This window comes from Aquimarina litoralis, assembly GCF_039523995.1.
Lineage (GTDB): Bacteria > Bacteroidota > Bacteroidia > Flavobacteriales > Flavobacteriaceae > Aquimarina > Aquimarina litoralis.
Genome location: NZ_BAAAGE010000003.1, coordinates 899,926 through 923,117 on the forward strand (window position 1 = coordinate 899,926; position 23,192 = coordinate 923,117).

Genomic DNA, 23,192 nt, shown 5'->3' on the forward strand with positions numbered 1-23,192 from the left:
AAAGACACTTCTTGAAAAAAGATGTGACATTTTGTTTTCCGACTGTGTAAAAATAATAAATATGCTTTGTGAATATTATAGTACAGCACAAAAAAAAACAGGTGCTTAAGGGACACCTGTTTTTCGTTATTACTTTTGAGCTGATTTTAATTTAACTTTCGTAACTGCTTTTTGATTTTTTTGATAGCGGATTCAATCGATTTTTCAGGTTCAATTACGTTGTACTCTCCCCAAAACTCGGGATCTGAAAATCCTGATGCTTCATCACTAATAACAACAGAAGATTTTAAACGATCCTTGAATTTAAGGTTTTCATTATCTGGATTCTTTTTCCAATCCGTAACAGCCATTTCTATATTTAATTTGTAGGTAGAGTTAAATAGTTTCTTTTTCCAGTTTACTTTAAATACTAAATCAATTTTTCCATAACCGTAGTACCATTTGCCGTTTTTCTCCCTATAATTCATATTGTAGGTGGCAACTGTTGGATATACTTTGGCTCTAGATGGTTTTTTTCTAACAAAAAGTTTACTGGCCTCTTCTCTGTCTTCAAGATTTAAACTGAATTCAGCTTTGGTTAATGCCAAGGTTTCAGAATCAATATACAGTTTTCCATAATAATAGAGATCTTTTATATAAGGCTTTTGTTTAAAGTCTAGTACATAAATATAGCGATCATTGATATTAGTTGAATTGCCAAAAGTAAAATCATATATTTTTAAAATATCCTCTGTAAAAAGAAGATCAGGATTTTTCATTACATCTATAAATAGAGTACTAGATGGACCTCCTTGGAGCTTAAGTGTAAGTGTGTCTAGTCTTTTATAATCTGCACTTTTTCTTGCTTTATATAGTTTAATTACATCGTTTTTATCAGAAGAATAGGGTTTTTTATAAACATCTACTACGGCTTCAGAAAGTGATACATATTTCCTTCTTCTTTTTATAGTTTCTCTATAGAATGCGGTCATAATGGTGTTATCATTTTGATAATTTGTGCCGCGTTTTTTCATAACAGCTTTTATCAGAGCTTCTGGATCTCTTGGATCGATGTTAACTGCTGTTAATTCTGTTATAGTAGCAGTTAGCTCAATTTTAGTTTTATTTCCTTTTAACGAAGAAAGGGAGACTATTTTGTCTTTATAACCTAAAAAAGAAACAGTAATATTTGTACTCGAGCTGTTCTTTGGAACTTTTAATAAAAATTCACCTTCGGCATTTGTAATTGTAGATATATTAGTTCCATTTAATGAAACAGTAGCTGATACTAAAACATCATTAGATTGTTGGTCTACTACAATTCCTTTATATTCATCATAAGTATTACCCGCTTGGACGCCTGTGTCTTGAAAAAAGCTAAACGCTTGAAGCTGATGGATATGTCCTACTATTAAAAATAAACTAAGCAAATAGAAAAGATGCTTTTTGCTTAAAAAAGTATTTTTTTTATTCATAACAAATTTATTCAGTTAATAATTTCATTCTTAAGTATTGGAGGTAGAATGCTAATTATACAATATACTAAAATTACCAATGAGATTTTGACTATAATAGTTAAAAATGAGCCAATTATATATTTTTAAGATCTTTATGAACTTTTCGAAAACATCGATATTTCCCGGTTAGACGGAAACAGTTGGTTTTCATTTCAAAAAATAATCAAATAATTAAAAATAAGTTCTAATGATATCCACTATGATCTCCAAACCAGTTTTTGAGTTTTATGTTTAAAATTTCTGTAGTAAAAGGTTTTGTGATATAATCATCCAGACCTTTTGCTATAAATCGTTCGGCGTCTCCTGGTAAAGCATTAGAAGTAATAGCGATAACTGGAGGTACTTTTTTATATCCTTGTCTGATTAATTTACAGGTTTCTACACCATCCAATTCTGGAAGATTAATATCCATTAATATAAGATCATAAGTATCTTCTTCAAACATTTCTATGGCTTTTCTTCCCGTTTTAGCAACATCTGCTGTACAACCAAGATATTTAAGTATTTGTTTGGATACAAGTATGTTAGTATCAGAATCCTCTACTAATAAAATATGAAGATTAAATTTTTGATCTTTACTCTTATCAAAAGCCTTATCGACATCTGGAATAATAGCTTCGGATATTTTTGTTTTAAAGGTGAACCAAAAATTACTCCCTTTTCCTAATTCACTACTTACTCCAAGTTTTCCATTAAGTAAATCAACAAGTTTTTTACTGATAGTAAGCCCTAATCCAGTTCCTTCTCCGACAAGTAGCTCATTATTATGTACTTGACTGAATCTTTTAAAAAGTGATGCCTGATCACGTTTACTAATTCCAATTCCAGAATCTATAACTTCTATCTTTATGGTAAGATCATCATTCTTTTTGTTTATCAAAGAAGATTTTACTCTAATCGTTCCTTCATTGGTGAATTTTACCGCATTACCTATTAAGTTAGATATAACTTGCGTAAGCCTTTTATCATCTGCATAAATTTGCTCAGGTAGTTCGTCTGAATATTCTGACACTATATTGATTCCTTTAGCCTTACTATTGGCTAAAAACAAATCAACATTTTGGTTAATTAATTTTTTAAAGTTAATGGCTTTTGGTGAAAGGGTAAACTTTCCTGCTTCCATTTTGGATAGATCAAGAATCTGATTTAATATATCCAGAAGATTTAGAGAAGATTGATGTATGGTGGTTACATATTCCTTTTGTAAATCATTTAATGAAGTATTTTTAAAAAGCAAATCAATCATTCCAATAACTCCAACCATAGGAGTTCTGATTTCATGACTCATGTTTGCTAAGAAATCTTGTTTGAATTTAGAGGCTTGTAAAATCTGCTTATTTTTCTCTTTTAATTTATCCAAATTGCGACCACCGAACATGGCAAATAATCCAAGAAAAAATGGGGCCGTATCTATAATATAGTGAATAGGATAATTTTTCTGTACGAAAATGATTGCTTCCCAAGAAAATTCTTGTCCTAATTTTACAATATCTATAGAAGTTGCAAGTATCGGAAACATACATCCAAACAGTACTCCATAAAGAGCATATTTAGCTGCTTCAGATTTTAACCACGATTTTTGACTCATAGATGGTTTATTGACGACAATCTTATGTTAGTTAATCATCCGATAAGGATAGTTTGGGGCCTTAATGGGATATGTGGTTAAATATAGTGGTTTTTTTATAAATGGATGAAAATATTGATTGATAGAGACTTAACCACCAATACTAATCATACTTCTATTTTGGGTATGTAACGCTGGGTTTTCTAGTTTTTCTGAGGTGTCCATTCCACCTCGGGATTTAAATTTATGCTGCAAAGCATTTTCAATGATTGGAGCAAGAGGTTTTTTATCTCTTAGGGGCTGTAATAAGGAGAATTCATTTCCAGAAAACAAGCAATTTTTCAATTTCCCATCTGCAGTGAGGCGAATACGATTGCACGTATCGCAAAAAGGATTAGTTACAGAACTAATGACAGCAAATTGACCTTGGTAATTATTAATTTTATAATTTTTGGAAGTATCATTTGGAAGATCTTCTAATCTAGAGAGTTGTAATGGGAATGCATAATGTACTTTATCTAAAATATCCTGAAGAGACACTAACTTTTCCATATTCCATTGATTCCCGTCAAATGGCATAAACTCTATAAAGCGAACAGTAATATTTTGATCTTTTGTAAGATTAATGAAATCTATAATCTCATCGTCATTGAAATTCTTAATAAGAACAACGTTTAGTTTTATTGCAAAACCTTCGTTATGAAATAACTGTATTGTATTCCAGACTTTGTCAAATTCATTCCTTCTTGTTATTTTCTGAAATTTATTTTTTTGCAAAGAATCAATACTAATGGTTATAGTTTTAATATTATTTTTTTTCAAAAGAGGAATAAAACGATCTGCAAATACACCATTTGTCGTAATTCCAATTTCTACAGGTAGACTAGCGAGGCGTTCTAATATGATCGAAAAATCTTTTCTAACCATAGGTTCACCACCAGTTAATCTTATTTTCGTTACACCAAAATCAACAAACCCTTTTGCAATTTCATAAATCTCATCTGAGGTCATTAAATGTTTTTTGGGAGTTAGCGGAATTCCATTGGCAGGCATACAATAAGTGCATCTAAGATTACACTTTTCTGTTAATGAAATTCTGAGGTACGTATGCTTACGCCCAAAATTATCCGTTAATATGTTCTTATTATTTGTACTCAAATCTTCTGTATTAATTTCCATAGTGTTTAGCTCCTTTCAATACACGGAAAGTATGCAAAAGGGCAGGAAATATGGCTTCCATTGATTCTTTTGCTCCATTAGTAGAGCCTGGTAATGCTAGCACAATCGCTTCTCCAATAACTCCAGCAACACTTCTAGAAAGCATGGCATAAGGCATACGATTTTGGCCGTAGTTTCTAATGGCTTCTTCGATTCCTGGAATTCTTCTGTCTATTAATGGGCTGATAGCTTCTGGTGTAACATCTCTTGGAGATAATCCCGTACCGCCAGTAAAGATGATAAGGTCATTACCTGCGTTATGCAATTCTTTTACTTGTTTTTGTATTTCATCTTTTTCATCTGGGATGATAATATATTTTTCTATAGTCACTCCACATTCTTCTAGTTTCTGAATAATAGCTTTACCAGCTTTATCTTCTTTTTCACCAGCGGAAATAGAATCCGAACATACTACAACCCCTGCGGTATAAGGATCTCCATTATCCTTATAACTAGATTTACCTCCTTTTTTGCTAAGAAGCTTAATTTCTTTAATTTCTACGTTTTTATCTACTGGTTTAAGCATATCATACATAGTAAGGGCCACCACAGATGCACCATGCATTGCCTCAACTTCGACACCGGTTTTGTAGATAGTTTTAACTGTCATTTCAATAACAATCTCAAGGTTATTTATTTTGTAATCTACACCGGTATATTCAATAGGTAGTGGATGACAGTCAGGTATGATGTCACTTGTTTTTTTTACAGCAAATAAACCAGCGGTTTTAGCCATTTCAAAAACATCTCCCTTAGGAATGGACTTGGATATAATGGCTTCTATTGTTTCTGTAGTACCAACTTTTACAATAGCTTGGGCTGTTGCAATTCTTAGGGTATTGTTTTTATGTGTAATATCTACCATTTCTAATTATTAACTTTCCAGGTATGAGTTTCATCTTCAAAAATCTCTTTCCCAAATATTGGCACTTCTTTTTTTATAGTATCTACTACGTATTCTAATGCTTGAAATGTTACTTTTCTATGTGGTGCCGAAACAAATACGAAAAGACATATTTCTCCTGCTTTTACTTTTCCCAGACTATGGTAAATATGCATACAAGTAAGATCAAATTTATCAAAGGTAGCTTCTCTAATTTCATGGAACTTGTTTTCAGCCATTTCTTGATAAGCAGTATAATCAATTGCTTGTACCATTTTGTCTTCTATCTCATCGGCACGTACCTGACCCAGAAAAATATTATGAGCACCAATAGTAGTTTTTGTTTGATGTTTTTCTATGGAATTAGCGATAAAACTGGGACTAATTGGTCCTTCTACAAATACATTTTTTCTTTTTTTCATTAGTATTTTTTATTCTTTTTTTATTGGAATGTACCGTTTAGTTTTGTCAGATTAACCACCAGCAAAAGGAGGTAGTAATGCAATTTCGGAATTAGCATTTAGAAGCGTAGAATGATCCGAAATTTCTTTATCAATAGCTATATTAAAGGATAGATCCTTCAATTTATGATATTTGTTATTTAGCTTATGAATTAGTTGTTCCACAGTACTTCCCGATTGCAAGGAAATCTCTTCTTCATTACAATTTGTGGCTTCAGCTATCATCCCAAAGTATAAAATCTTTAATTCCATTGTATAGCTTCTTGATATTGTTGTTGTGTATTTATGTTTTCTAAAAATGGTCTCATATCATTCCTTATTGGTATGTTTTTAACCTTTAGTACTTCCATAGTTCTATACAGACTTAAACGGTTCTTCTGGATACTTTCGAAAAAAGTAGGTAATACGGTGGATTTATATAAGGATACCAAGGGTGTATTTTCATAGGTAATGACATCATAATTCGAATCACTTTTTAAAACCAGCTCTTGTAAAACAGACGGAGTGATAAAAGGAATATCACAACTCAAAATCAGATTTTGAGAAGTTAAGGTATTCTTTAAACCAGTATAGATGCCTCCTACGGGTCCTAAATTGGGGTAGCTATCTGAAATACAAGGATATCCAAATATTTCATAATCTTTATTTTTAGTAATGATGAGTATCTTATTGGTAATAGTTTCCACGGCTCCGATGATGTAAGAAATGAAAGGTTTTCCTAAGTGAAGTTTCAAACCTTTTTCTTCTCCCATGCGACTGCTTTTTCCACCTGCTAATATAATTCCAGTGATATCTGTATCCTTAGATAAAGTCATAACTGTAATGATTTTAATTGCTCATCTAGAAAATCCCAACAATTTTTATTAATGTTTTCAAACGCAAGGATCATTTTTAATCCGTACTCTGTAATTTCAGTTCCGCCACCGCCACTCCCTCCAGTATTTGTTTTGATAACCGGAGTTGAAGCATTTTTATTAATAGAATCTACTAAGTTCCAAGCCTTTTTATAAGACATACCTAAAGATTTAGCAGCTTTAGAAACAGAACCTTCAGAAGCGATAGCTTTCAAGATTTTTATTCTTCCTTCTCCAAGGAAAACTCCTTCTTTACCTTCTATCCAGATTCTACTTTTTATTTGATACATCTCCACCGTTGTTTCCTGCAAGATATAACGAAAAAAGTGAAGAAAAGATACTTTCAGAAATTTTTATGATTTTCTCAAAATAGATAAGATTTCAAACGAACTATTGAATAATAACAGCTTTTTATCTCAAAAAAGATAAGAATTCTATTTAGGTAAAATAATTGTTTCTACTAAATCCCCTTTGGAGATTGTATTCATATTTTCAGGAATATAGACTAACGCATTGGCTATTGCATACGTTAATAACATAGCAGAACTTTGCCCTTCGAGAATTTCGACGGTTTTACCAGAGACTTTTGCTTTCAGAAATTGTGCTCTGTCTCCTTTCTTACTAAAATCCTTTGTAATAGCTTTAGTAGTTCTTTTTAAACCTTCAGATGTTATCCCCATTATTTTTCTAATTGTGGGGAGAACATATATGTAGAAGCAGGTGAGGGAAGAAGCAGGATTACCAGGTAATGCATATACTAAAGTATCCGAATTACGACCAAAAAATAGGGGCTTGCCAGGTTTTTGTTTAATCTTGTAAAATAATTCGACGATTTGTAACTCGGCTAATACATCTTTTACAAAGTCATAATCCCCTACAGAAATTCCTCCACTTATTAGAACTATTTCATGATTTGTAATTGCTTCTTTTACAGTGTTTTTTGTACTTTCATAATCATCTTGTACAGTATAGTTCTGAATTTTTTTAACATTCAACCGTTTCAGTGCTACTTCTAGTTGTACAGAATTACTTTCATAGATTTGACCTTCTTGTAGGGGAAGTCCAGGAGTGACTAATTCATTACCAGTGGTTATTATAGCAATGCTAGGCGAAGTAAATACCTGAACTTCGGTAATACCTAACCCTGCTAAATAGCCAATACCTGCGGGAGTTAATTGCGTTCCCTTTTTTAAAGCAACTTCGCCTTCTTTAATTTGTTCTCCAGTAGGTCTTATATTGCTATTACTTAGCACCTGATCTTCGATCGATATATGATTTCCGGATCTATGCACTTTTTCCTGCATAATTACTGTTTCAGCATCATTAGGTACTCTAGCTCCGGTAAAAATTCGTACTCCTTGTCCGGGAGATAAAGAGTAATTAATATTACTGCCAGCTGGTACTTCTCCGATTATTTCATATGAGTTGTTATTATGCAACGATAGAGCGTATCCATCCATTGCTGATTGTCGAAAAGGAGGCATGTTTATAGGAGAAACAACATCATCACTAAGGACAAAACCATCAGCATTTTTTAATAAAACAGTAGCCTTTTTTGGAGTATAAGTTACATTAGAAACTATAGATAGTGCTTCAGTTACAGAAATCATGTGCAAATATTTTCTGTAAAAATATTGCTTTGTGTGAAGTAAACCTAAATTTAAATAATAGAGATAAAATAAAAAAAACACGGTCCAAAGGACCGTGCTATCATAAAACCTTACTTTTTTATGATTGATTTAACCTTTAAAAACAATTTTTCTTAGTTTATATCCTTCTACTTTGATAAAATAGGTTTTTGGATCTCTGTAGTTATGGATATACTCATCTATTTTTCCATTGTCTAATAGCCTTCCTGTTAAGGTGTAAAGGCTGTAAGTAAGACCAATAGGTACTTCTTTAATATCTTTAAATGTTTCTAGACCTGTACTTTGCTGGCAAGTAGAATCGGCTAGAAATCTATCTATGAAAGTGATTCTTCCTTTCTTTTCTCCTTCTAAGGTTACAGTTGCTGATTCATCAACATCTAATATTCCGTTTCCCGAAATGTCTCCTAATATGATTAAGCATGCATTTCTAATTTTAATTCTTACACCATTTTCGATGTGTAAACTCTCTGTAATAAAGATTACACCTTCTTCTGTGTTTTCGTCTAATCCGTTAATAACGGTGTTCTCTGTAACTGACATTAATTTGTATGAAATGTCAATTTTTACGTTTGCAAATGCCACACTTGCAAAAAGTAGGGTAACTAGGGGTAATATTCTTTTCATAAGGTTCAGTTTTTTGGGTTAAACTGCAATTAAAAAAGTAAGAATTATCTCACTTATGACGTATTTTTATCGTTGTAAAACACTTATTTAACGACAAGATACAACTTTTTATGTGAAAACCGTAATTTTTATAACTAAAATATTGATTTTGGAAACCTGGTTTTTATAAAAAATCTCATTTAGCCTGTAAACACAGGTGTTTCAACAAATGTTAAAATTTATATTTTTATTAACATATTGAGCGTTAGTTTATTACTTTTTCGCTATTTGAGAAAGTGTGGAGGTAATTTTAAAATTTAAAAGTAATTTTTAAGGTAACGGGAGATTTCAGAATTTTTAGTTCTACATTTGAATAAGATGAAAAACCAACTTTTGTTATATTTCCAAGCTTTTAGTATCTGGTTTAAAAGCCTAATTAGAGAATCAGCAAATAATATCATTAGTATTATTTTTATAGGATTTCTATACCTTGCGTTATGGCATTTTCCTCAAACAGTAGATTTGTTGCTGATTTTAAACCAAACAGAAACCTTTTTATTAGAAGTTCCTTTATATTTTAGTTTACTTTCAATATCGGCATTTATTATATGGAATATTCCTAAATACTTTTACTATCATAATTATAAGGATATTTCTATCCGTAATCTTATAGGTTTTATTCCTAATCAGCATTATAAATTTCAGGATAGGAGTGAATCTGCAAGTTACTCTTATACTACAAGAATTCATATGAGAAAAACATTACCTAGGATTCTTGGGATTTTATTATTGGCGATATCTGCATTAAGTATTCTTAATGCGATGGAATTATTTGGATTAGAAAATACATATACCAAGTTTTTAGATCCAACAAGTATGTTACTATTAGTAATTTTCTTGTTGTTACTATTATCAGAACCTAGGTTATATACTTTATTGAAGAATTTTCTCAATAAAATAGCAAATACTACAATTGTATTTTTTTGTATTTCTATTGGACTAATGATTTTAATTATTTCCTTGGGAACGCTAAATACTCAAGCGGAAAAGGATCTAGGAAAGTTGTTTCTTGCTAATTGTGCTTTGACTTTATTGTTTTTTTCTTTGTCTTTTAATAGTTATAAATTCCTTAAAAATTTTCCAAAGAAGTTATTCTATGGAACTATCTTGGTAAGTGGCTTTTTGATATTAATTTCTTTCTTTATTTTCAATTTTTACCCAAAATGGGCTACTGGAGTAAATCCATTATCGATAATGGTTTTATCGCTGTTGAGTCTTTTTATGATTTGTTTTATTTTAATTTTAGTAGGAAAAAAGATTAGATTACCTCTTTTGTCTCTTATTACCATTCTCTGTATTTTTTCTTCAAGGTTTTTTACAGATAACTCGGATCATTATCAACTAGAAATAAAGAAAACCACTGTAGACAGGGCTTCGTTAGATACGTATATTTATCATTGGCTAAAAAGTAGGAAGGATGATATTTTAAATACCGATAATAAGTTTCCAATTATCATGGTATCATCAGAAGGAGGAGGTTCGAGAGCAGGACTTTGGTCATTTCTAACCCACAGTTATTTATATGAGAAATCAGAAGGTGCTTATTTTGATAGAAACCTACTTTCGTTAACAGGTGCTTCAGGAGGAAGTGTTGGGAATGCTATGTTTTTTGCTGAAGCTCGTAATGCTAGTATATCAAATCGTAAAGCAGATTTTAAAATTCAATCTGATATTGAGAATGCTAATTTAAGCTATAAAGCAAGTATAATATATAAGGACAATTACCTCTCTGCTGCATTATTATCATTATTAGGAAGAGATTTATTCAAAGAAGTAACAAGTTTGTTTAATTTTAAAAATAGAGGGCAATTATTAGAAGATCAATGGATTCGAGCTCATGGGCAATTTTTTTCAGATGAAAAAGGGAACCTAATTCTTAGCAAAGAATTTTTATCTTTTTATAAAGGAGTAATTTCTAAAAATAGTAAAACATCAGAGGCTAAGATTCCACCTTTGTTATTGATTAATACAACACATACGCAAACTGGAAATTATAATATAATTAGTCCAGTAAGGTATGCTCATCTAAGATCATTAGAAGGGATGAATGATTTTATAGATACAGTACAATCTAGTTATCCAAATGGATCTATAGATCTTTCGACTGCTATGAGGATTAATGCAAGTTTTCCTTTTGTTACTCCAGTAGGTGAGGTAAGAAAAAAAGACGGAATGAATAAAACGACATCTGATCAGTATGCAGATGCTGGATATTATGATAATATAGGAGGTAGAGTATCAAAAGGTATCGAAGAAGTGCTTATAGAAGTTTTAAGAGATTCTTTTCCTGAGTTGATTGAAAAAGTAAAAATAAAGCATGTCTTAATTACTAATAGCGAAGAGCGTAAAATAACAAAAACAAGTAGTCAGTTAACAGCGCCTTTAACGACCTTACAGAATGTGAGATATGGTCATACGCGTGAAATAATGGAAAGATTGGGAGATGATTATATTGTAGAGTTGAAACCAACGGAGATTATACCATCTACAGATTTGGAAGATTCTGTTTCTAAACGTAAAAAAGAAGAAAAGATAAAACCCGTATTACCTTTAGGAAGGTACTTGTCTAAAATAGCGATAAGATCTATGGAGGCTAGATTAGATACAATTAAATCAGATTTGGATTTAATTTTAAAATAAATAAGTCATTTGTCATTTTTTTTTGTACTTTTGTCATGTAAAAAATGTAATGTATGAGCGCAGTATCACCTTTAGATTATGATAGTCTAGAAAGTCAGGGGTTGTTGAGATATTTAAATATTAATATCCCTCTACGAAATGTATATGATTTTATAGAATTATCGCGAAACGGAATAGATAAAAGAGCATTGTTACATCTTGCTAAAACTATAGATTTTGATCTTAGTGAGCTTGCGCATGTCCTACATGTTTCTGAACGTACCATACAACGATACGAATTAAAAAAGAAACTTAGCACAGAAGCTAGTGCAAAAGCATTACAATTGGCAAAACTTTATGCAAGAGGAGAGAGTATCTTTGGAGATTTAGAACGTTTTAAAAGATGGATGGAACTTCCGAATGTTGCATTAGCTACTAAAAGGCCAAAGGAATTGCTTGATACTACATTTGGATTTCAGTTATTAAACGAAGAATTAATTCGTATTGAGCATGGAATTTTTGCATAATGTTAGTATATAGAATTGCGAAACAAAAATACATTCGTGACCTTACCGGAATAGGTGCTAAAACAGTTGGAGGTAGATGGAATCCAAAAGGGGTTGCGGTTTTGTATACAAGCACAAGCTCTTCACTTTCGGTTTTAGAGGTATTAGCTCACCTTCCTGCGGCTTACTTTCCAGATAATATGGCTTTAGCTACTATCGAGGTGCCTAACGAATTAATATCTACCATTGATATAAAGGAATTACCCAAGGATTGGAATAAAATACCTCCATCTACAGGTATTCAACATTTTGCTATGAATTGGATATCAGAGAATAAATACTTGGGTTTAAAAGTACCAAGTATCATTGTGCCAAGAGAGCAAAATCTATTGATTAATCCATTACATCCAAACTTTGATTTAGTAAAATTAATAGAAATCGAACCTTTCGATTTTGATTCTAGATTATTAAAATCTGTTTTCTAACAGACGATCAGTCAATCTGGAAAGAAAAGATAAATTATCGAATTGTTAATATAAAGTTAACATATTGGTAATGATTTATTTTTTTTTCTGTAAATCAATACATTATGTTTAGTGATGAATGTTATGGTTCGTTAAATTTTGTAAAGAATTTCCTTCATTTTTACAATTTATCTAACTTGCATGATTCAAAATAAGTAACAAATCCTCAATTTTTACGTCATATTTTGAATAACTAAACTTAATTCGCTAATAAAATGTATACAAAAATGAGAAAAGTGTATTTTTTGGTCGCACTCTCAATTGCTTTCGTCAGTTGCAAGAATGAATCCAAAAAAGAAGAAGAAGGGCAAGATGAAACTATTGCAAAAATAGAAAAGATTCCAGGGATTGTCTTAGATAACATGGATGCTTCTGTGAGTCCAAAAGAAGATTTCTATAATTATGTAAATGGAAATTGGATGAAGAATACCGAAATCCCTGAAGATAGAACCAGATGGGGAGGTTTCGGAGTCTTAAGGAAAAAAACTGATTACGATGTATTGGATATTTTAGCTAAAGCGAAAGCTAGCGGAAAATATGCGGCAGGGACAGATCAATACAAAGCAATATTGATTTATGAATCCATTATGGATACAATTGCAAGAGATAAAGCTGGTATCACCCCATTAAAATCCACTTTAGATAAAATTGCAGCAATTAAGAATTTAAAAGATCTACAAACAGTATTAGCTTTAGAAACTCCTGTTTCTGCACCTTTCGCTGGTTTAGTGTCGTTTCCAAATTTGAGTAATAGTACCGTTAATGCTCCTTATATATCTCCAGGAGGTTTAGGACTTCCTGATCGTGATTATTATTTGGATCAGGACGAAAAATCTAAAGAAATAAGAGGACAATATTTAGATCATATCACCAGAATGTTACAATATATTGGTGAGACTGAAAAGCAAGCACGTAAAAATGCGGAAACGATATTATTAATTGAAACCAAATTGGCAGAACCACGTTTGGATAAGATAGAAAGTAGAGACACAAGAAACTTTAACAACCCTAGATCGATGGAGCAATTAACGGAAATGACTCCCGCTATCGATTGGAATAAATTAATGAAGGATTTAGAGGTAAAGAAAGAATTAGATTCTGTGATCGTTATGCAGCCTAAGTATATGGTAGCATTACAAAATGTTCTTGCTAATACTAGCATAGAAGATCTTAAGACTGTGATGCGTTGGTCTACTTTTAATAATGCTGCAGGGTCACTTTCTACAGAGATTGAAAAGGCAAATTGGGACTTTTATAGCAAAACATTAAATGGTGCAATAAAACAAAGACCATTAGAAGAAAGAGCTTTGGCTAGGGTAAATGGTTCAGTAGGCGAGGCTATTGGTCAATTATATGTAGATGAAAAGTTTCCACCAGAGGCAAAAGCTAAGGCCGAAAAAATGATCGCTAATGTTATTAAAGCTTATCAAAAAAGAATTGAAGTTCTAGATTGGATGAGTGACAGTACAAAAACAAAAGCTATTCAGAAATTAGATAAGTTTACGGTTAAAATAGGATATCCTGATGAGTGGGAAGACTACTCTACTTTAGATGTAAAAGATGGAAATTCTTATTTCGAAAATATAATTGCAGTTTCCAAGTGGAGTTTCAAAAAGAATATTGAAGAAATTGGAGAGCCTGTAGATAAATCAGAATGGGGAATGTCTCCACAAACAGTAAATGCTTATTTTAATCCATTGTTTAATGAGATTGTTTTCCCAGCTGCAATATTACAACCACCTTTTTATAATTATACAGCTGATGAAGCGGTAAATTATGGAGGGATTGGAGCTGTAATTGGTCATGAGATATCACATGCCTTTGACGATTCTGGTGCTCGCTTTGATGCCGAAGGAAATCTTTCAAACTGGTGGACAGACGGTGATCTTAAAAAGTTTACAGAGCGAGGATCGGCTCTAGCGGAACAATATAGTGCTATCGAAGTTTTAGATAGTGTTTTTATCAATGGTAAATTTACACTTGGTGAAAATATCGGTGATTTAGGAGGTGTTTTAGGTGCTTATGATGGTTTACAAATGCACTTAGAAGAAAATGGAAGACCCGAAGATATTGATGGGTTTACTCCAGAACAAAGATTCTTTATGTCTTGGGCTACCGTGTGGAGAACAAAGATTAGAGAAGATGCTCTAAGAACTCAAATTAAAACAGATCCTCATTCACCAGGAACGACTAGAGCAATACAACCTTTATTAAATGTACAAGCATTTTATGATGCTTTTGATATTAAAGAAGGAGATAGTATGTACTTGGCTCCAGAAAAGAGAGTGAGTATTTGGTAACATACCAAAAAATGATATTAATAAAAGCCCTGGTTTTCCAGGGCTTTTACTTTTTATAGATTGTTATGGATTTAGTTTATTGTTCTTCAAACCAACCGGCATAACCATTGTAACTTGAAGATGCAATAGCAAATTCATTATTGCTACCACCAGAAATAGCGAATCTACTTAGACGAATACTTCCTCCAGAGAAGGTGCTATTTGGATTGGACGGTGGTGTAAAACGATATAATGCACTGTGCTTTTCTATATTATTTTGTTTTATTCGTATCCACATCCATCCAAATTCATTTGCATGCACGGTTAATTGCATAGGACCATCTTCAGCATAAATATTTTGACTTGATACTACATTAGAATGAAACCTAGCGGAGGTAAAAGGAGTAACTTTTGTTTTACCAAAAATCCCTTGTTTACGATATAAAAGACTTAATCCTTGTCCAACGCCATCTAATCGAATATCAGATCTTCCCGTGGCAATAATATTAGAATTTCGTTCGGATCTGTCTAAACTTTCGATATTTACCGTTGTAGAAATTGTTAAGTCAACCCATTGTGTGGTATGTGCAACGGTTCTGGTAGAAAAATCTAAGGTTCTTTGTAATCCGTTACTAAAGAGTGTACCTGAATTAAATTCGAATCCCCGGAAGTTTTTCGATTGACTTTCTTCAGAATCTAACACTCCTTTTGTTGTAATCATAACATCGTGATCCAATTCAAGGAGTTGCAGATCTTCTGCGGTTTCGTTTTCCTCACAAGAAAATAAAAGACCAGCGACGATCATCATTAAAATTTTAATTTTTAATTTTTTCATATTGTAAAATGATTTAAGATGAATTAAAAAAGAATCGACGTCGTTTCGATTGCTAAACTATAAGGGTATTTACTAATTACGAAAGACAGTATACGCAGATTTATAAATTTACATCTCTTGTGTTATCATTTGTTCTTATAAAAATATTTCAGGTAATCTACTTTATTTTTTAACCAAAGTTTTGTGTATAATGTTCTTACCTATTTGAAAACGATAATGATACGAACCTCTGGATAGGTTAGGATTTTCCGACCTATAGATGTTTTTCTCTTTCTCAGAATTAAAAGGTAGTAAAGTAGAATAGTATATTAAAATTCCTTCGGTGTTATAAATTTCTAATGTAATTACTTCGTTTATATCTGTGCTTTTGCTTTCTACATATACATGAGATTCTATCGGATTGGGATATACTAGTATTTGATTTCCATGATAGTCATCACTTTCAGAGCACAAATGAAAAGAATCGATATTGTTAGTTTCATCTTTTTCCAGTATTAAATTTTCAGGGTCTATAAAGGCTATGAGATAACAAAAATTATTAGGTATATCATCATAGTATGGAGGAATAAAAATTTGTTGCCCAATGCTTACTGTAATTTCTTGATTACCCTTCATTTCGGGAATTTGTCTTTTAGTAAGTAATATGTCTGAAGGATCAAAAATTGAATCTCTTGAAAGATAATAATTAATGACGCTTGTTTCATCAGTAGAAATTTTACTAGTGTTTTTTACCAGAGTTGTGGCACTTAATTTTACATTATTACGAGATGATCCTGAAGTTATAGAAGCATATTTTTGTGTTACTTTTAGATCAGGAGGAACCGGTAATACCTGGAATAACTCAGTTTTTTGTGCTACTGTTATAAATTGTGATTCTTTTTGGTCGAAATAAGAAAGATGTAATTGTAAATCGTTAAAACCTAATTGTTTTAAGTTTAAGGTTTCTCCTCGAAAAAGGTGGTGATGAAATGAATCACATTCCTCATCTCCACTTAGAATAACTACTTCGTCACAAGGTTCTATGATAATCGGACGTAATGAGCCACCTCTTCTTTGATCGCATTGATAACAAGGTGCGTATTCAATCTTTAAACGAGGTCTTGGATAAGAAGATTGGTTGTAAATATTTAAATCAAAGGTTACGATATCATCGGTAAAAAATGTTTCGGGAATTTCTTCTTCAAATGACAATTGGAAAATCTGTTTTTGAGAACCTAAAAGATCTGGATTATCTGAGATAGTAATTGCTATTGGAATATAATAATCAATTTCCTGAGAAATAATAGTTTTCGAAAAAAGTAAAGATAATAAGAGGTAAAAGATTTTTTGCATGAGATAGTTTTAATGCAAAAATAGTTTATGAAAAGAGCTATTATATAGCTTAGCACCGCAAATTTATGAATTTGAGGTATCCATATCTTCCTCTTTATTAAATTGTTTAATATAATAGGAAGGTGTAAGATTGGTTTTTTTTCTAAAGGCTTTGGTAAATGTGTTTGGACTTTTATATCCTATTTCTTCCGAAATAGCAGTGATCGTATAGGCTCTAAATTTAGAATCATTTTTTAGTCGTTTTAACACGTAGTCAATCCGTATATTATTTAAGTATTCTACAAAAGATTGTTTTTTGTATTCATTAAGAGCTTTCGATAGATAAGAAGTATTAGTACCAATTTTTTTTGCAGTACTATATAAATTACAATCTTTTTGTATAAAAAAATCAGAGTTTTCTAATTTCTCTAGTTTTTGCAATATTTCGATTACCTGATCATCTTTTATAGATAATTCTGGTTCTAGGACTTTAGATTTGGTTTTCTCCTCTTTTCGTATTTCAGTCTCATGAAGTTTCAATAAAATTTCTTCAAACCTCTTTTTATTTGAAATTGTATTTCTTCGATATAACAGAAAAGAAATAACTAAAGTTATAATTAGAACAACACTAATGGAAATAAAGAAATTTTTTATAGTAGTGTTTTGTTTGTTTTTAGTTTTAATTGTATTTATCTGGTTTTTGTGTGTTTGAAAATCGTTTTTTTGGATAATATCCCGAGCTTTAAGTTGATCATTCGTCTTTATTTTCTGTATCTTATTTAGATTCTTTCTGAGCATTAATTGTTTTATAGTGTCGTTTGAGTTTTCCGCTATATGAATAGCTAGCTCATACATCTTATCTATATTATGAACATTAGAAATGCCATTAACTTGCTCAAAATTAATCTCTAAAAGTTTTAATGCTTCTTTTTCTTTTTTTAAATCAAAAAGACATTTAGCTAAATTGTAGTTTGCCATGAGGTAGTTAGAGAACTTTTTGCTCTCATAGGTATTGAAAATAGATAAGCCTTTTTCAAAATATTGCTTTGCCTTTTCTAATTCATCTTTCTTATAATATAAAAGACCTTTGTTGACATAGAAGTCTCCTATAAAACTTTTAAACTTGTACGTTGTAGCTAAGTTTATGCCGTCTTCAATAGTTTTCCCGGACGTGTCGAACTGATCTAATTCAAGTTCACAGAAACTTTTATTAAGTAACATAGACAAATGGGCGTTTTTATATTTTCCCGTTTTTTCTTTACTTAATTTAGCCAATAAAACCTTAGCGTTTTCTATTTCAAATAAAGCTTCTTCATAACGTTTTAACCTGGTTTTTACATTGGCAATGTTTAAAACTAAAGTTAATTGCTTCTCTGTTTTTTTCGCTGGGCTATACAAAGTATCTGATTTTTTTATCAATTCTTTAGCGTTTGTATAAAAAACTGATGCATTATCAAGATCTCCTAAATCAAAAAATATACTACCTAATTGGCTGTTATTGTTGATGATGTTTTTTGTATGTCTTTGGTTTTTTGCTGTTTTAAGCGCTTGATAATAATAAGAAATCGATTGTTGGTATTCTGATAGATTGTAATAAATAAAGCCAAGTCTTGAATGACAAGAATGCTGAATTTTTAGATTATTTTCGTTAATGCCACGTTTTAAAAAAAGTTGATATCCTTTTATTGCGCAAAGAGTGTCTTGGTTTATTTTATAAGTGTTTCTTATAAATTTCGATACAAGTGCTAATGAATCTTCTTCGAGAATAAATTGTTGAATTTCTAAAGGTAATACAACATCATTTTGCCGATTACAGATTGATGCTTGTGAAGAAGAATCAATTTGTTGTGCAATACTTCCAAAACAGCATAATAATCCCCAGAAAACAATATTTTTCTTAATTTTTCTTAACATCTAGCACCCCAAATTAAATAATATGTAAAAATCCGTTAAATATATTCATTTAACCAAATTTAGAATACGATTTAATACAATATTAAAAAAAGAAAAATATGTCAATGCCTTTATATTAAGAAGTACCCTAAATATAATCTTCTTGTAAGCCAATGAAATCAGAGTATGAATTACCGTTCTTTTATTTCATTCATTAATAAAAAAGCATCATTTACAAATTCTTTTTCCAAGAATAATGTAAAATAATTTGAGGTAGATATGATTTCAAATATTGGAATACCTTCATATGCTAAAAGCTTAAATATATAGAAATAAAGACCAATAGATTTAGAACTATCATCCGGAAGGGCGATTGACATTGATGATAAATCATCTTTTACGGAAATGCAAGTTTCATCTTTAAAATGATCTTCTACAATATCTTTTAGAGACGATGAAACTAAAATATTACTTTCCTGAAAATTGCTGGAATAGGTAAAATATGTTTTGGTCATATCTTTTACCGTATTTAAAAGATTCGATTGACTGGTAAGTATCGTATTGGAATTAAGAAAAGCATACTCAGTAATACCAGATCTTACTACAATATCACCTAAATTCCCAAGATTATCTGAGTTTTTAATTCTTTTTGGATGATATCTACGTAAAGCCATTACGATAGACCCTGCTTTTACCGGCTTTCTCATTTCTTTTTCTACCTGCGGTAATAAATCAGTAGCCAAAGAACTAAAATTAATAATATCTCTGGATAGTGCATCTTCTAAAAAAGGTTGATGTCTAAGAATATTATGTACACAATCTGTTATTGTTTTCATTTTGTTAGATATTTAACACAATGTGTAAATATAGACTTTTTTTATTAAAATATTTATTCTGTATGAACTATTGTTTAATTATGCAGTGAAAAATTATATGCAATGAAGATTTTAAAGTTTGGAGGAACATCTGTTGGATCGGTAGAAAATTTACATAGAGTAAAGCAAATTCTTTCTAAAGATAATGATCAGAAGATCGTAGTATGTTCAGCAATGTCAGGTGTAACGGATCAATTGGTGAATTTAGTTTCTTATATAAAGTTAAAAGATGCTGAAGCAGTTACCCGAAACTTACACAGATTAGAAAACAAGCATTTAGATGTTATTGATGCATTAATTGAAGATGCTGGTTTAAGAAGTGAGATGAAGGATAGGGTTTCTTTAATGATTACTGAAATGTTAGAGTTCTCTAATCAGGAATATACAGAAGTTTTAAATGCAAAAGTTTTGACGTTTGGAGAAACTTTATTGACGTATATTTTTTCAAACTTTCTTTCTACAAATGGAGTTGCAAATAGATTGATAGCAGCAAAGGAATTTATGTATGTGGATAACGTAGATAATCCTAATATTACTAAAGTTGCTCAAAAATTAGAACAAGTGTTAGGTTCCGAAGATTCTCAAGATATTTACATTACACAAGGTTTTGTATGTAGAGATCATTTAGGGCAAATAGGTACACTAAAACGTGGAGGTAGTGATTACACGGCTACGATTATTGGAGCTGCACTAAATGCCGAAGAAGTTCAGATCTGGACAGATATAGACGGATTACATAATAATGATCCTCGATACGTAGAAGGAACAAATCCTATATCCCATCTTACTTATAATGAAGCTGCAGAATTAGCATATTTCGGAGCTAAAATATTGCATCCTCAAACTGTTTCTCCTGTAGTTAATAAGAACATTCCTGTTTTACTAAAAAACACTTTTGATCCAGAGGCTTCAGGAACCGTAATATCAAATAAAACTTACAGAAAAGGTTTAAAAGCTATTTCTGCAAAAGATGGAATTACTGCGATTAAGATCAAATCCAACCGAATGTTGATGGCTCATGGATACTTAAGAAGAATTTTTGAAGTATTTGATAATTATCATACATCTATTGATATGATTACAACTTCGGAGATAGCAATTTCTTTAACGATTGATGATACTACATACATAGACGAGATTGTAAAAGAAATAGAAAGCTATGCCGAGATAACTGTAGAACAAGATCACAGTATTATTTGTGTTGTAGGGGAGTCTGTTATTAATGATAAAAATTCTCACAAGCTTTTTGAGATATTAAATTATATTCCTGTTAGAATGATTTCTTATGGAGGAAGTAATAATAATATTTCAATCCTTGTAGAAACCAAAGATAAAATACCAACCCTTAGGTTTTTAAATGAAAAGTTGTTTCTGTCTCATCAGGAAGCAATGATTTAAATTGTTTGTTATGTTATATGATGAGTATTAGTGAAAATATAGTTAGAATATTAACTATCAATAATTAGCTATAATCAAAATTATTGTTTTTGATAAATCCCAATTAACTAACCATTAATTGGGATTTTTTTGTTATTAATTTTAGGGTAATTGGCATGCTAACTGTTTTATATATGAACTTAACTAAGAATGTAAACCAAACCGAGATGCTAAAGAGAATAATAGAAAAATACCGCCTAGAAATAGTCCTATTTGTTTTTTATTCAATCGTCACTTTTACTTTCGTGAAAGTATTTTTAATACGTTGATTTTTTTTGATAAACGATATTTTTAAATAATTAGATTACACCTGATTTATATTAGATAAAAATGTGTTATTATATGGCGCTATAGCCATAATTAAAAGGAGATACTTTTAAATTAAACTTTTCATTTTCAAGAATTTTTTAAAGAATGTTACATTTTGAGGTAACATTTGTCGACCGAAAGACACAAACTAATAGGAATTGTGTCATATAGGAGACCATAAACTCCTTGATTAATATAAGAGAATATGCTTATAAAGGTTTTCGGAAGTGCTGTATTTGGGATAGAAGCAACAACTATTACCGTCGAAGTTAACATCGATAAAGGAATTGGATATCATTTAGTAGGGCTTCCAGATAATGCTATTAAAGAAAGCAGTTATAGAATAGCCGCAGCACTTCAGAATAATGAATATAAATTACCTGGAAAAAAAATTACAATTAACATGGCTCCTGCCGACTTACGAAAAGAAGGTTCGGCATATGATTTAACACTGGCTATTGGAATTTTAGCTGCTAGTTCTCAGATTAAAGGGATTGATATATCTGAATATCTTATCATGGGAGAGCTTTCTTTAGATGGAAGTCTTCAGCCAATAAAAGGAGCATTGCCTATCGCGATAAAAGCCAGAGAGGAAGGATTTAAAGGTTTTATCTTGCCCAAGCAAAATGCTAAGGAAGCAGCTATAGTGGACAATCTACAAGTTTTTGGTGTGGATACTATTAAAGAAGTTATTGATTTTTTTGATGGCGCAGGAACATTAGAGCAAACATTTGTCGATACCAGAACAGAATTTTATAAAGAATTGGATAATCCGGAGTTTGATTTCGCAGATGTTAAAGGTCAAGAAAGTATTAAAAGATGTATGGAGATTGCAGCTGCTGGTGGTCATAATATCATTTTAGTAGGACCTCCAGGAAGTGGTAAAACCATGCTTAGTAAAAGACTACCTAGTATTTTGCCTCCGATGTCACTTCAGGAAGCGTTGGAGACCACAAAAATTCATAGTGTAGTCGGAAGAATAAAAGATAATATAGGTTTGATGGCTCAAAGACCATTTCGTAGTCCGCATCATACAATATCCAATGTTGCGTTAGTAGGAGGAGGTAGTTATCCACAACCGGGAGAAATTTCATTATCTCATAATGGGGTTTTGTTTTTAGATGAACTTCCGGAATTTAAGAGAGAAGTTTTGGAAGTGATGCGCCAACCCTTAGAAGATAGAGAAGTAACCATTTCTAGAGCCAAATTTACAGTTACCTATCCATCAAGTTTTATGTTAGTCGCAAGTATGAACCCTAGTCCTGGAGGATATTTTAATGATCCAGATGCACCTGTTACTTCATCTCCTGCCGAGATGCAAAGATATCTCAGTAAGATATCTGGTCCTTTATTAGATCGTATCGATATTCACATAGAAGTTACTCCTGTACCTTTTGATAAATTAAGTGAGGATAGAAAAGGTGAGAGTAGTGTGGATATTAGGAAAAGAGTAATAAAAGCAAGAGATATTCAAACAAGACGTTTTAGAGAGCAGAAAAATATCCATTACAATGCCCAAATGAATGTAAAACAATTACGATTGTATTGTCAATTAGATACTGCATCTAAAGAATTACTCAAAACAGCTATGGAACGATTGAACCTATCGGCAAGAGCCTATGATAGAATTCTTAAGGTCTCCAGAACCATAGCAGATTTAGAGGGTTCAGAATGTATTAACGGGTCTCATATTTCTGAAGCGATCCAATATAGAAGCTTGGATAGAGAAGGATGGTTAGGCTAACAAAAAATAGACATAAATACGTTATTTTTACACAACGAGTAGGGTTATTATAGATACATCTGTTATTAT

20 protein-coding genes are annotated in these 23,192 nt (G+C 31.4%); 6 read left to right on the forward strand and 14 right to left on the reverse strand.

Annotation, left to right across the window (positions count from 1 at the left end):
• Nucleotides 1-146 precede the first annotated feature (146 nt).
• The 10 genes from ABD077_RS18215 to ABD077_RS18260 form a co-directional block, all read right to left on the reverse strand.
• Nucleotides 147-1,454: a carboxypeptidase-like regulatory domain-containing protein gene (locus ABD077_RS18215; protein WP_343913664.1), complete on the reverse strand. Its 1,308-nt coding sequence runs from the start codon at nucleotides 1,452-1,454 to the stop codon at nucleotides 147-149.
• Between the two features lie 226 nt (nucleotides 1,455-1,680).
• On the reverse strand, nucleotides 1,681-3,084 hold the full coding sequence (locus ABD077_RS18220; protein ID WP_343913665.1) for an ATP-binding protein: 1,404 nt from the start codon (nucleotides 3,082-3,084) through the stop codon (nucleotides 1,681-1,683).
• A gap of 129 nt (nucleotides 3,085-3,213) precedes the next feature.
• Complete coding sequence (gene moaA, locus ABD077_RS18225) at nucleotides 3,214-4,242, reverse strand: GTP 3',8-cyclase MoaA (RefSeq protein ID WP_343913666.1); 1,029 nt, start codon at nucleotides 4,240-4,242, stop codon at nucleotides 3,214-3,216.
• Nucleotides 4,232-5,146, reverse strand: a complete 915-nt coding sequence (gene moaCB / locus ABD077_RS18230) for a bifunctional molybdenum cofactor biosynthesis protein MoaC/MoaB (protein ID WP_343913667.1) — start codon at nucleotides 5,144-5,146, stop codon at nucleotides 4,232-4,234. Before moaCB ends, moaA begins: the two co-directional genes overlap by 11 nt.
• A 2-nt stretch (nucleotides 5,147-5,148) precedes the next feature.
• Nucleotides 5,149-5,586 carry a molybdenum cofactor biosynthesis protein MoaE gene (locus ABD077_RS18235; protein ID WP_343913668.1) on the reverse strand — a complete coding sequence of 146 codons (438 nt, stop codon included), beginning with the start codon at nucleotides 5,584-5,586 and terminating at the stop codon, nucleotides 5,149-5,151.
• Nucleotides 5,587-5,637: 51 nt separating this feature from the next.
• Nucleotides 5,638-5,877, reverse strand: coding sequence for a MoaD/ThiS family protein (locus ABD077_RS18240; protein ID WP_343913669.1), 240 nt, complete (start codon nucleotides 5,875-5,877; stop codon nucleotides 5,638-5,640).
• Complete coding sequence (mobA, locus tag ABD077_RS18245; protein ID WP_343913670.1) at nucleotides 5,868-6,440, reverse strand: molybdenum cofactor guanylyltransferase; 573 nt, start codon at nucleotides 6,438-6,440, stop codon at nucleotides 5,868-5,870. Before mobA ends, ABD077_RS18240 begins: the two co-directional genes overlap by 10 nt.
• Complete coding sequence (locus tag ABD077_RS18250) at nucleotides 6,437-6,769, reverse strand: winged helix-turn-helix domain-containing protein (RefSeq protein ID WP_299607104.1); 333 nt, start codon at nucleotides 6,767-6,769, stop codon at nucleotides 6,437-6,439. Before ABD077_RS18250 ends, mobA begins: the two co-directional genes overlap by 4 nt.
• 144 nt (nucleotides 6,770-6,913) lie before the next feature.
• The gene (locus tag ABD077_RS18255) at nucleotides 6,914-8,089 is read right to left on the reverse strand and encodes a molybdopterin molybdotransferase MoeA (RefSeq protein ID WP_343913671.1); all 1,176 of its coding nucleotides are present in this window, start codon (nucleotides 8,087-8,089) and stop codon (nucleotides 6,914-6,916) included.
• Nucleotides 8,090-8,218: 129 nt separating this feature from the next.
• A complete protein-coding gene (locus ABD077_RS18260) occupies nucleotides 8,219-8,752 on the reverse strand; it encodes a hypothetical protein (RefSeq protein WP_343913673.1) in 534 nt (177 codons plus the stop codon).
• A 357-nt stretch (nucleotides 8,753-9,109) separates the two neighbouring features.
• Here ABD077_RS18260 and ABD077_RS18265 point away from each other — a divergent pair, with 357 nt between their 5' ends.
• The 4 genes from ABD077_RS18265 to ABD077_RS18280 all read left to right on the forward strand — a co-directional run bounded on the left by ABD077_RS18265 (nucleotide 9,110) and on the right by ABD077_RS18280 (nucleotide 14,740).
• Nucleotides 9,110-11,431, forward strand: a complete 2,322-nt coding sequence (locus tag ABD077_RS18265) for a hypothetical protein (protein WP_343913674.1) — start codon at nucleotides 9,110-9,112, stop codon at nucleotides 11,429-11,431.
• A 53-nt stretch (nucleotides 11,432-11,484) separates the two neighbouring features.
• A complete protein-coding gene (parS, locus tag ABD077_RS18270) occupies nucleotides 11,485-11,937 on the forward strand; it encodes a type II RES/Xre toxin-antitoxin system antitoxin (protein WP_299607110.1) in 453 nt (150 codons plus the stop codon).
• On the forward strand, nucleotides 11,937-12,401 hold the full coding sequence (locus ABD077_RS18275) for an RES family NAD+ phosphorylase (protein WP_343913676.1): 465 nt from the start codon (nucleotides 11,937-11,939) through the stop codon (nucleotides 12,399-12,401). Before parS ends, ABD077_RS18275 begins: the two co-directional genes overlap by 1 nt.
• 266 nt (nucleotides 12,402-12,667) lie before the next feature.
• Nucleotides 12,668-14,740, forward strand: coding sequence for a M13 family metallopeptidase (locus tag ABD077_RS18280; RefSeq protein WP_343913678.1), 2,073 nt, complete (start codon nucleotides 12,668-12,670; stop codon nucleotides 14,738-14,740).
• Between the two features lie 76 nt (nucleotides 14,741-14,816).
• Here the strand turns inward: ABD077_RS18280 and ABD077_RS18285 are convergent, their stop codons facing one another.
• The 4 genes from ABD077_RS18285 to ABD077_RS18300 all read right to left on the reverse strand — a co-directional run bounded on the left by ABD077_RS18285 (nucleotide 14,817) and on the right by ABD077_RS18300 (nucleotide 19,594).
• Complete coding sequence (locus ABD077_RS18285) at nucleotides 14,817-15,554, reverse strand: hypothetical protein (protein WP_343913680.1); 738 nt, start codon at nucleotides 15,552-15,554, stop codon at nucleotides 14,817-14,819.
• Nucleotides 15,555-15,716: 162 nt separating this feature from the next.
• Nucleotides 15,717-16,886: a CARDB domain-containing protein gene (locus tag ABD077_RS18290; RefSeq protein WP_343913681.1), complete on the reverse strand. Its 1,170-nt coding sequence runs from the start codon at nucleotides 16,884-16,886 to the stop codon at nucleotides 15,717-15,719.
• 63 nt (nucleotides 16,887-16,949) lie between these two features.
• Entirely contained in the window at nucleotides 16,950-18,779 is a 1,830-nt protein-coding gene (locus ABD077_RS18295; protein ID WP_343913682.1) for a helix-turn-helix domain-containing protein, read from the reverse strand.
• A gap of 170 nt (nucleotides 18,780-18,949) precedes the next feature.
• Entirely contained in the window at nucleotides 18,950-19,594 is a 645-nt protein-coding gene (locus tag ABD077_RS18300) for a hypothetical protein (RefSeq protein ID WP_343913683.1), read from the reverse strand.
• Nucleotides 19,595-19,696: 102 nt separating this feature from the next.
• Between ABD077_RS18300 and ABD077_RS18305 the strand changes: the two genes are divergently transcribed.
• Nucleotides 19,697-21,031 (forward strand): aspartate kinase, encoded by a 1,335-nt coding sequence (locus ABD077_RS18305; protein WP_343913684.1) that lies wholly within the window; start codon nucleotides 19,697-19,699, stop codon nucleotides 21,029-21,031.
• A gap of 553 nt (nucleotides 21,032-21,584) precedes the next feature.
• On the forward strand, nucleotides 21,585-23,123 hold the full coding sequence (locus tag ABD077_RS18310) for a YifB family Mg chelatase-like AAA ATPase (RefSeq protein ID WP_343913685.1): 1,539 nt from the start codon (nucleotides 21,585-21,587) through the stop codon (nucleotides 23,121-23,123).
• The last annotated feature ends 69 nt before the right edge of the window (nucleotides 23,124-23,192 follow it).

Excerpts from the sequence above, each read along its gene's own strand:
- ABD077_RS18215 (WP_343913664.1), bottom strand. The coding sequence starts at position 1,454 with ATGAATAAAAAAAATACTTTTTTAAGCAAAAAGCATCTTTTCTATTTG.
- ABD077_RS18220 (WP_343913665.1), bottom strand. The coding sequence starts at position 3,084 with ATGAGTCAAAAATCGTGGTTAAAATCTGAAGCAGCTAAATATGCTCTT.
- moaA (WP_343913666.1), bottom strand. The coding sequence starts at position 4,242 with ATGGAAATTAATACAGAAGATTTGAGTACAAATAATAAGAACATATTA.
- moaCB (WP_343913667.1), bottom strand. The coding sequence starts at position 5,146 with ATGGTAGATATTACACATAAAAACAATACCCTAAGAATTGCAACAGCC.
- ABD077_RS18235 (WP_343913668.1), bottom strand. The coding sequence starts at position 5,586 with ATGAAAAAAAGAAAAAATGTATTTGTAGAAGGACCAATTAGTCCCAGT.
- ABD077_RS18240 (WP_343913669.1), bottom strand. The coding sequence starts at position 5,877 with ATGGAATTAAAGATTTTATACTTTGGGATGATAGCTGAAGCCACAAAT.
- mobA (WP_343913670.1), bottom strand. The coding sequence starts at position 6,440 with ATGACTTTATCTAAGGATACAGATATCACTGGAATTATATTAGCAGGT.
- ABD077_RS18250 (WP_299607104.1), bottom strand. The coding sequence starts at position 6,769 with ATGTATCAAATAAAAAGTAGAATCTGGATAGAAGGTAAAGAAGGAGTT.
- ABD077_RS18255 (WP_343913671.1), bottom strand. The coding sequence starts at position 8,089 with ATGATTTCTGTAACTGAAGCACTATCTATAGTTTCTAATGTAACTTAT.
- ABD077_RS18260 (WP_343913673.1), bottom strand. The coding sequence starts at position 8,752 with ATGAAAAGAATATTACCCCTAGTTACCCTACTTTTTGCAAGTGTGGCA.
- ABD077_RS18265 (WP_343913674.1), top strand. The coding sequence starts at position 9,110 with ATGAAAAACCAACTTTTGTTATATTTCCAAGCTTTTAGTATCTGGTTT.
- parS (WP_299607110.1), top strand. The coding sequence starts at position 11,485 with ATGAGCGCAGTATCACCTTTAGATTATGATAGTCTAGAAAGTCAGGGG.
- ABD077_RS18275 (WP_343913676.1), top strand. The coding sequence starts at position 11,937 with ATGTTAGTATATAGAATTGCGAAACAAAAATACATTCGTGACCTTACC.
- ABD077_RS18280 (WP_343913678.1), top strand. The coding sequence starts at position 12,668 with ATGAGAAAAGTGTATTTTTTGGTCGCACTCTCAATTGCTTTCGTCAGT.
- ABD077_RS18285 (WP_343913680.1), bottom strand. The coding sequence starts at position 15,554 with ATGAAAAAATTAAAAATTAAAATTTTAATGATGATCGTCGCTGGTCTT.
- ABD077_RS18290 (WP_343913681.1), bottom strand. The coding sequence starts at position 16,886 with ATGCAAAAAATCTTTTACCTCTTATTATCTTTACTTTTTTCGAAAACT.
- ABD077_RS18295 (WP_343913682.1), bottom strand. The coding sequence starts at position 18,779 with ATGTTAAGAAAAATTAAGAAAAATATTGTTTTCTGGGGATTATTATGC.
- ABD077_RS18300 (WP_343913683.1), bottom strand. The coding sequence starts at position 19,594 with ATGAAAACAATAACAGATTGTGTACATAATATTCTTAGACATCAACCT.
- ABD077_RS18305 (WP_343913684.1), top strand. The coding sequence starts at position 19,697 with ATGAAGATTTTAAAGTTTGGAGGAACATCTGTTGGATCGGTAGAAAAT.
- ABD077_RS18310 (WP_343913685.1), top strand. The coding sequence starts at position 21,585 with ATGCTTATAAAGGTTTTCGGAAGTGCTGTATTTGGGATAGAAGCAACA.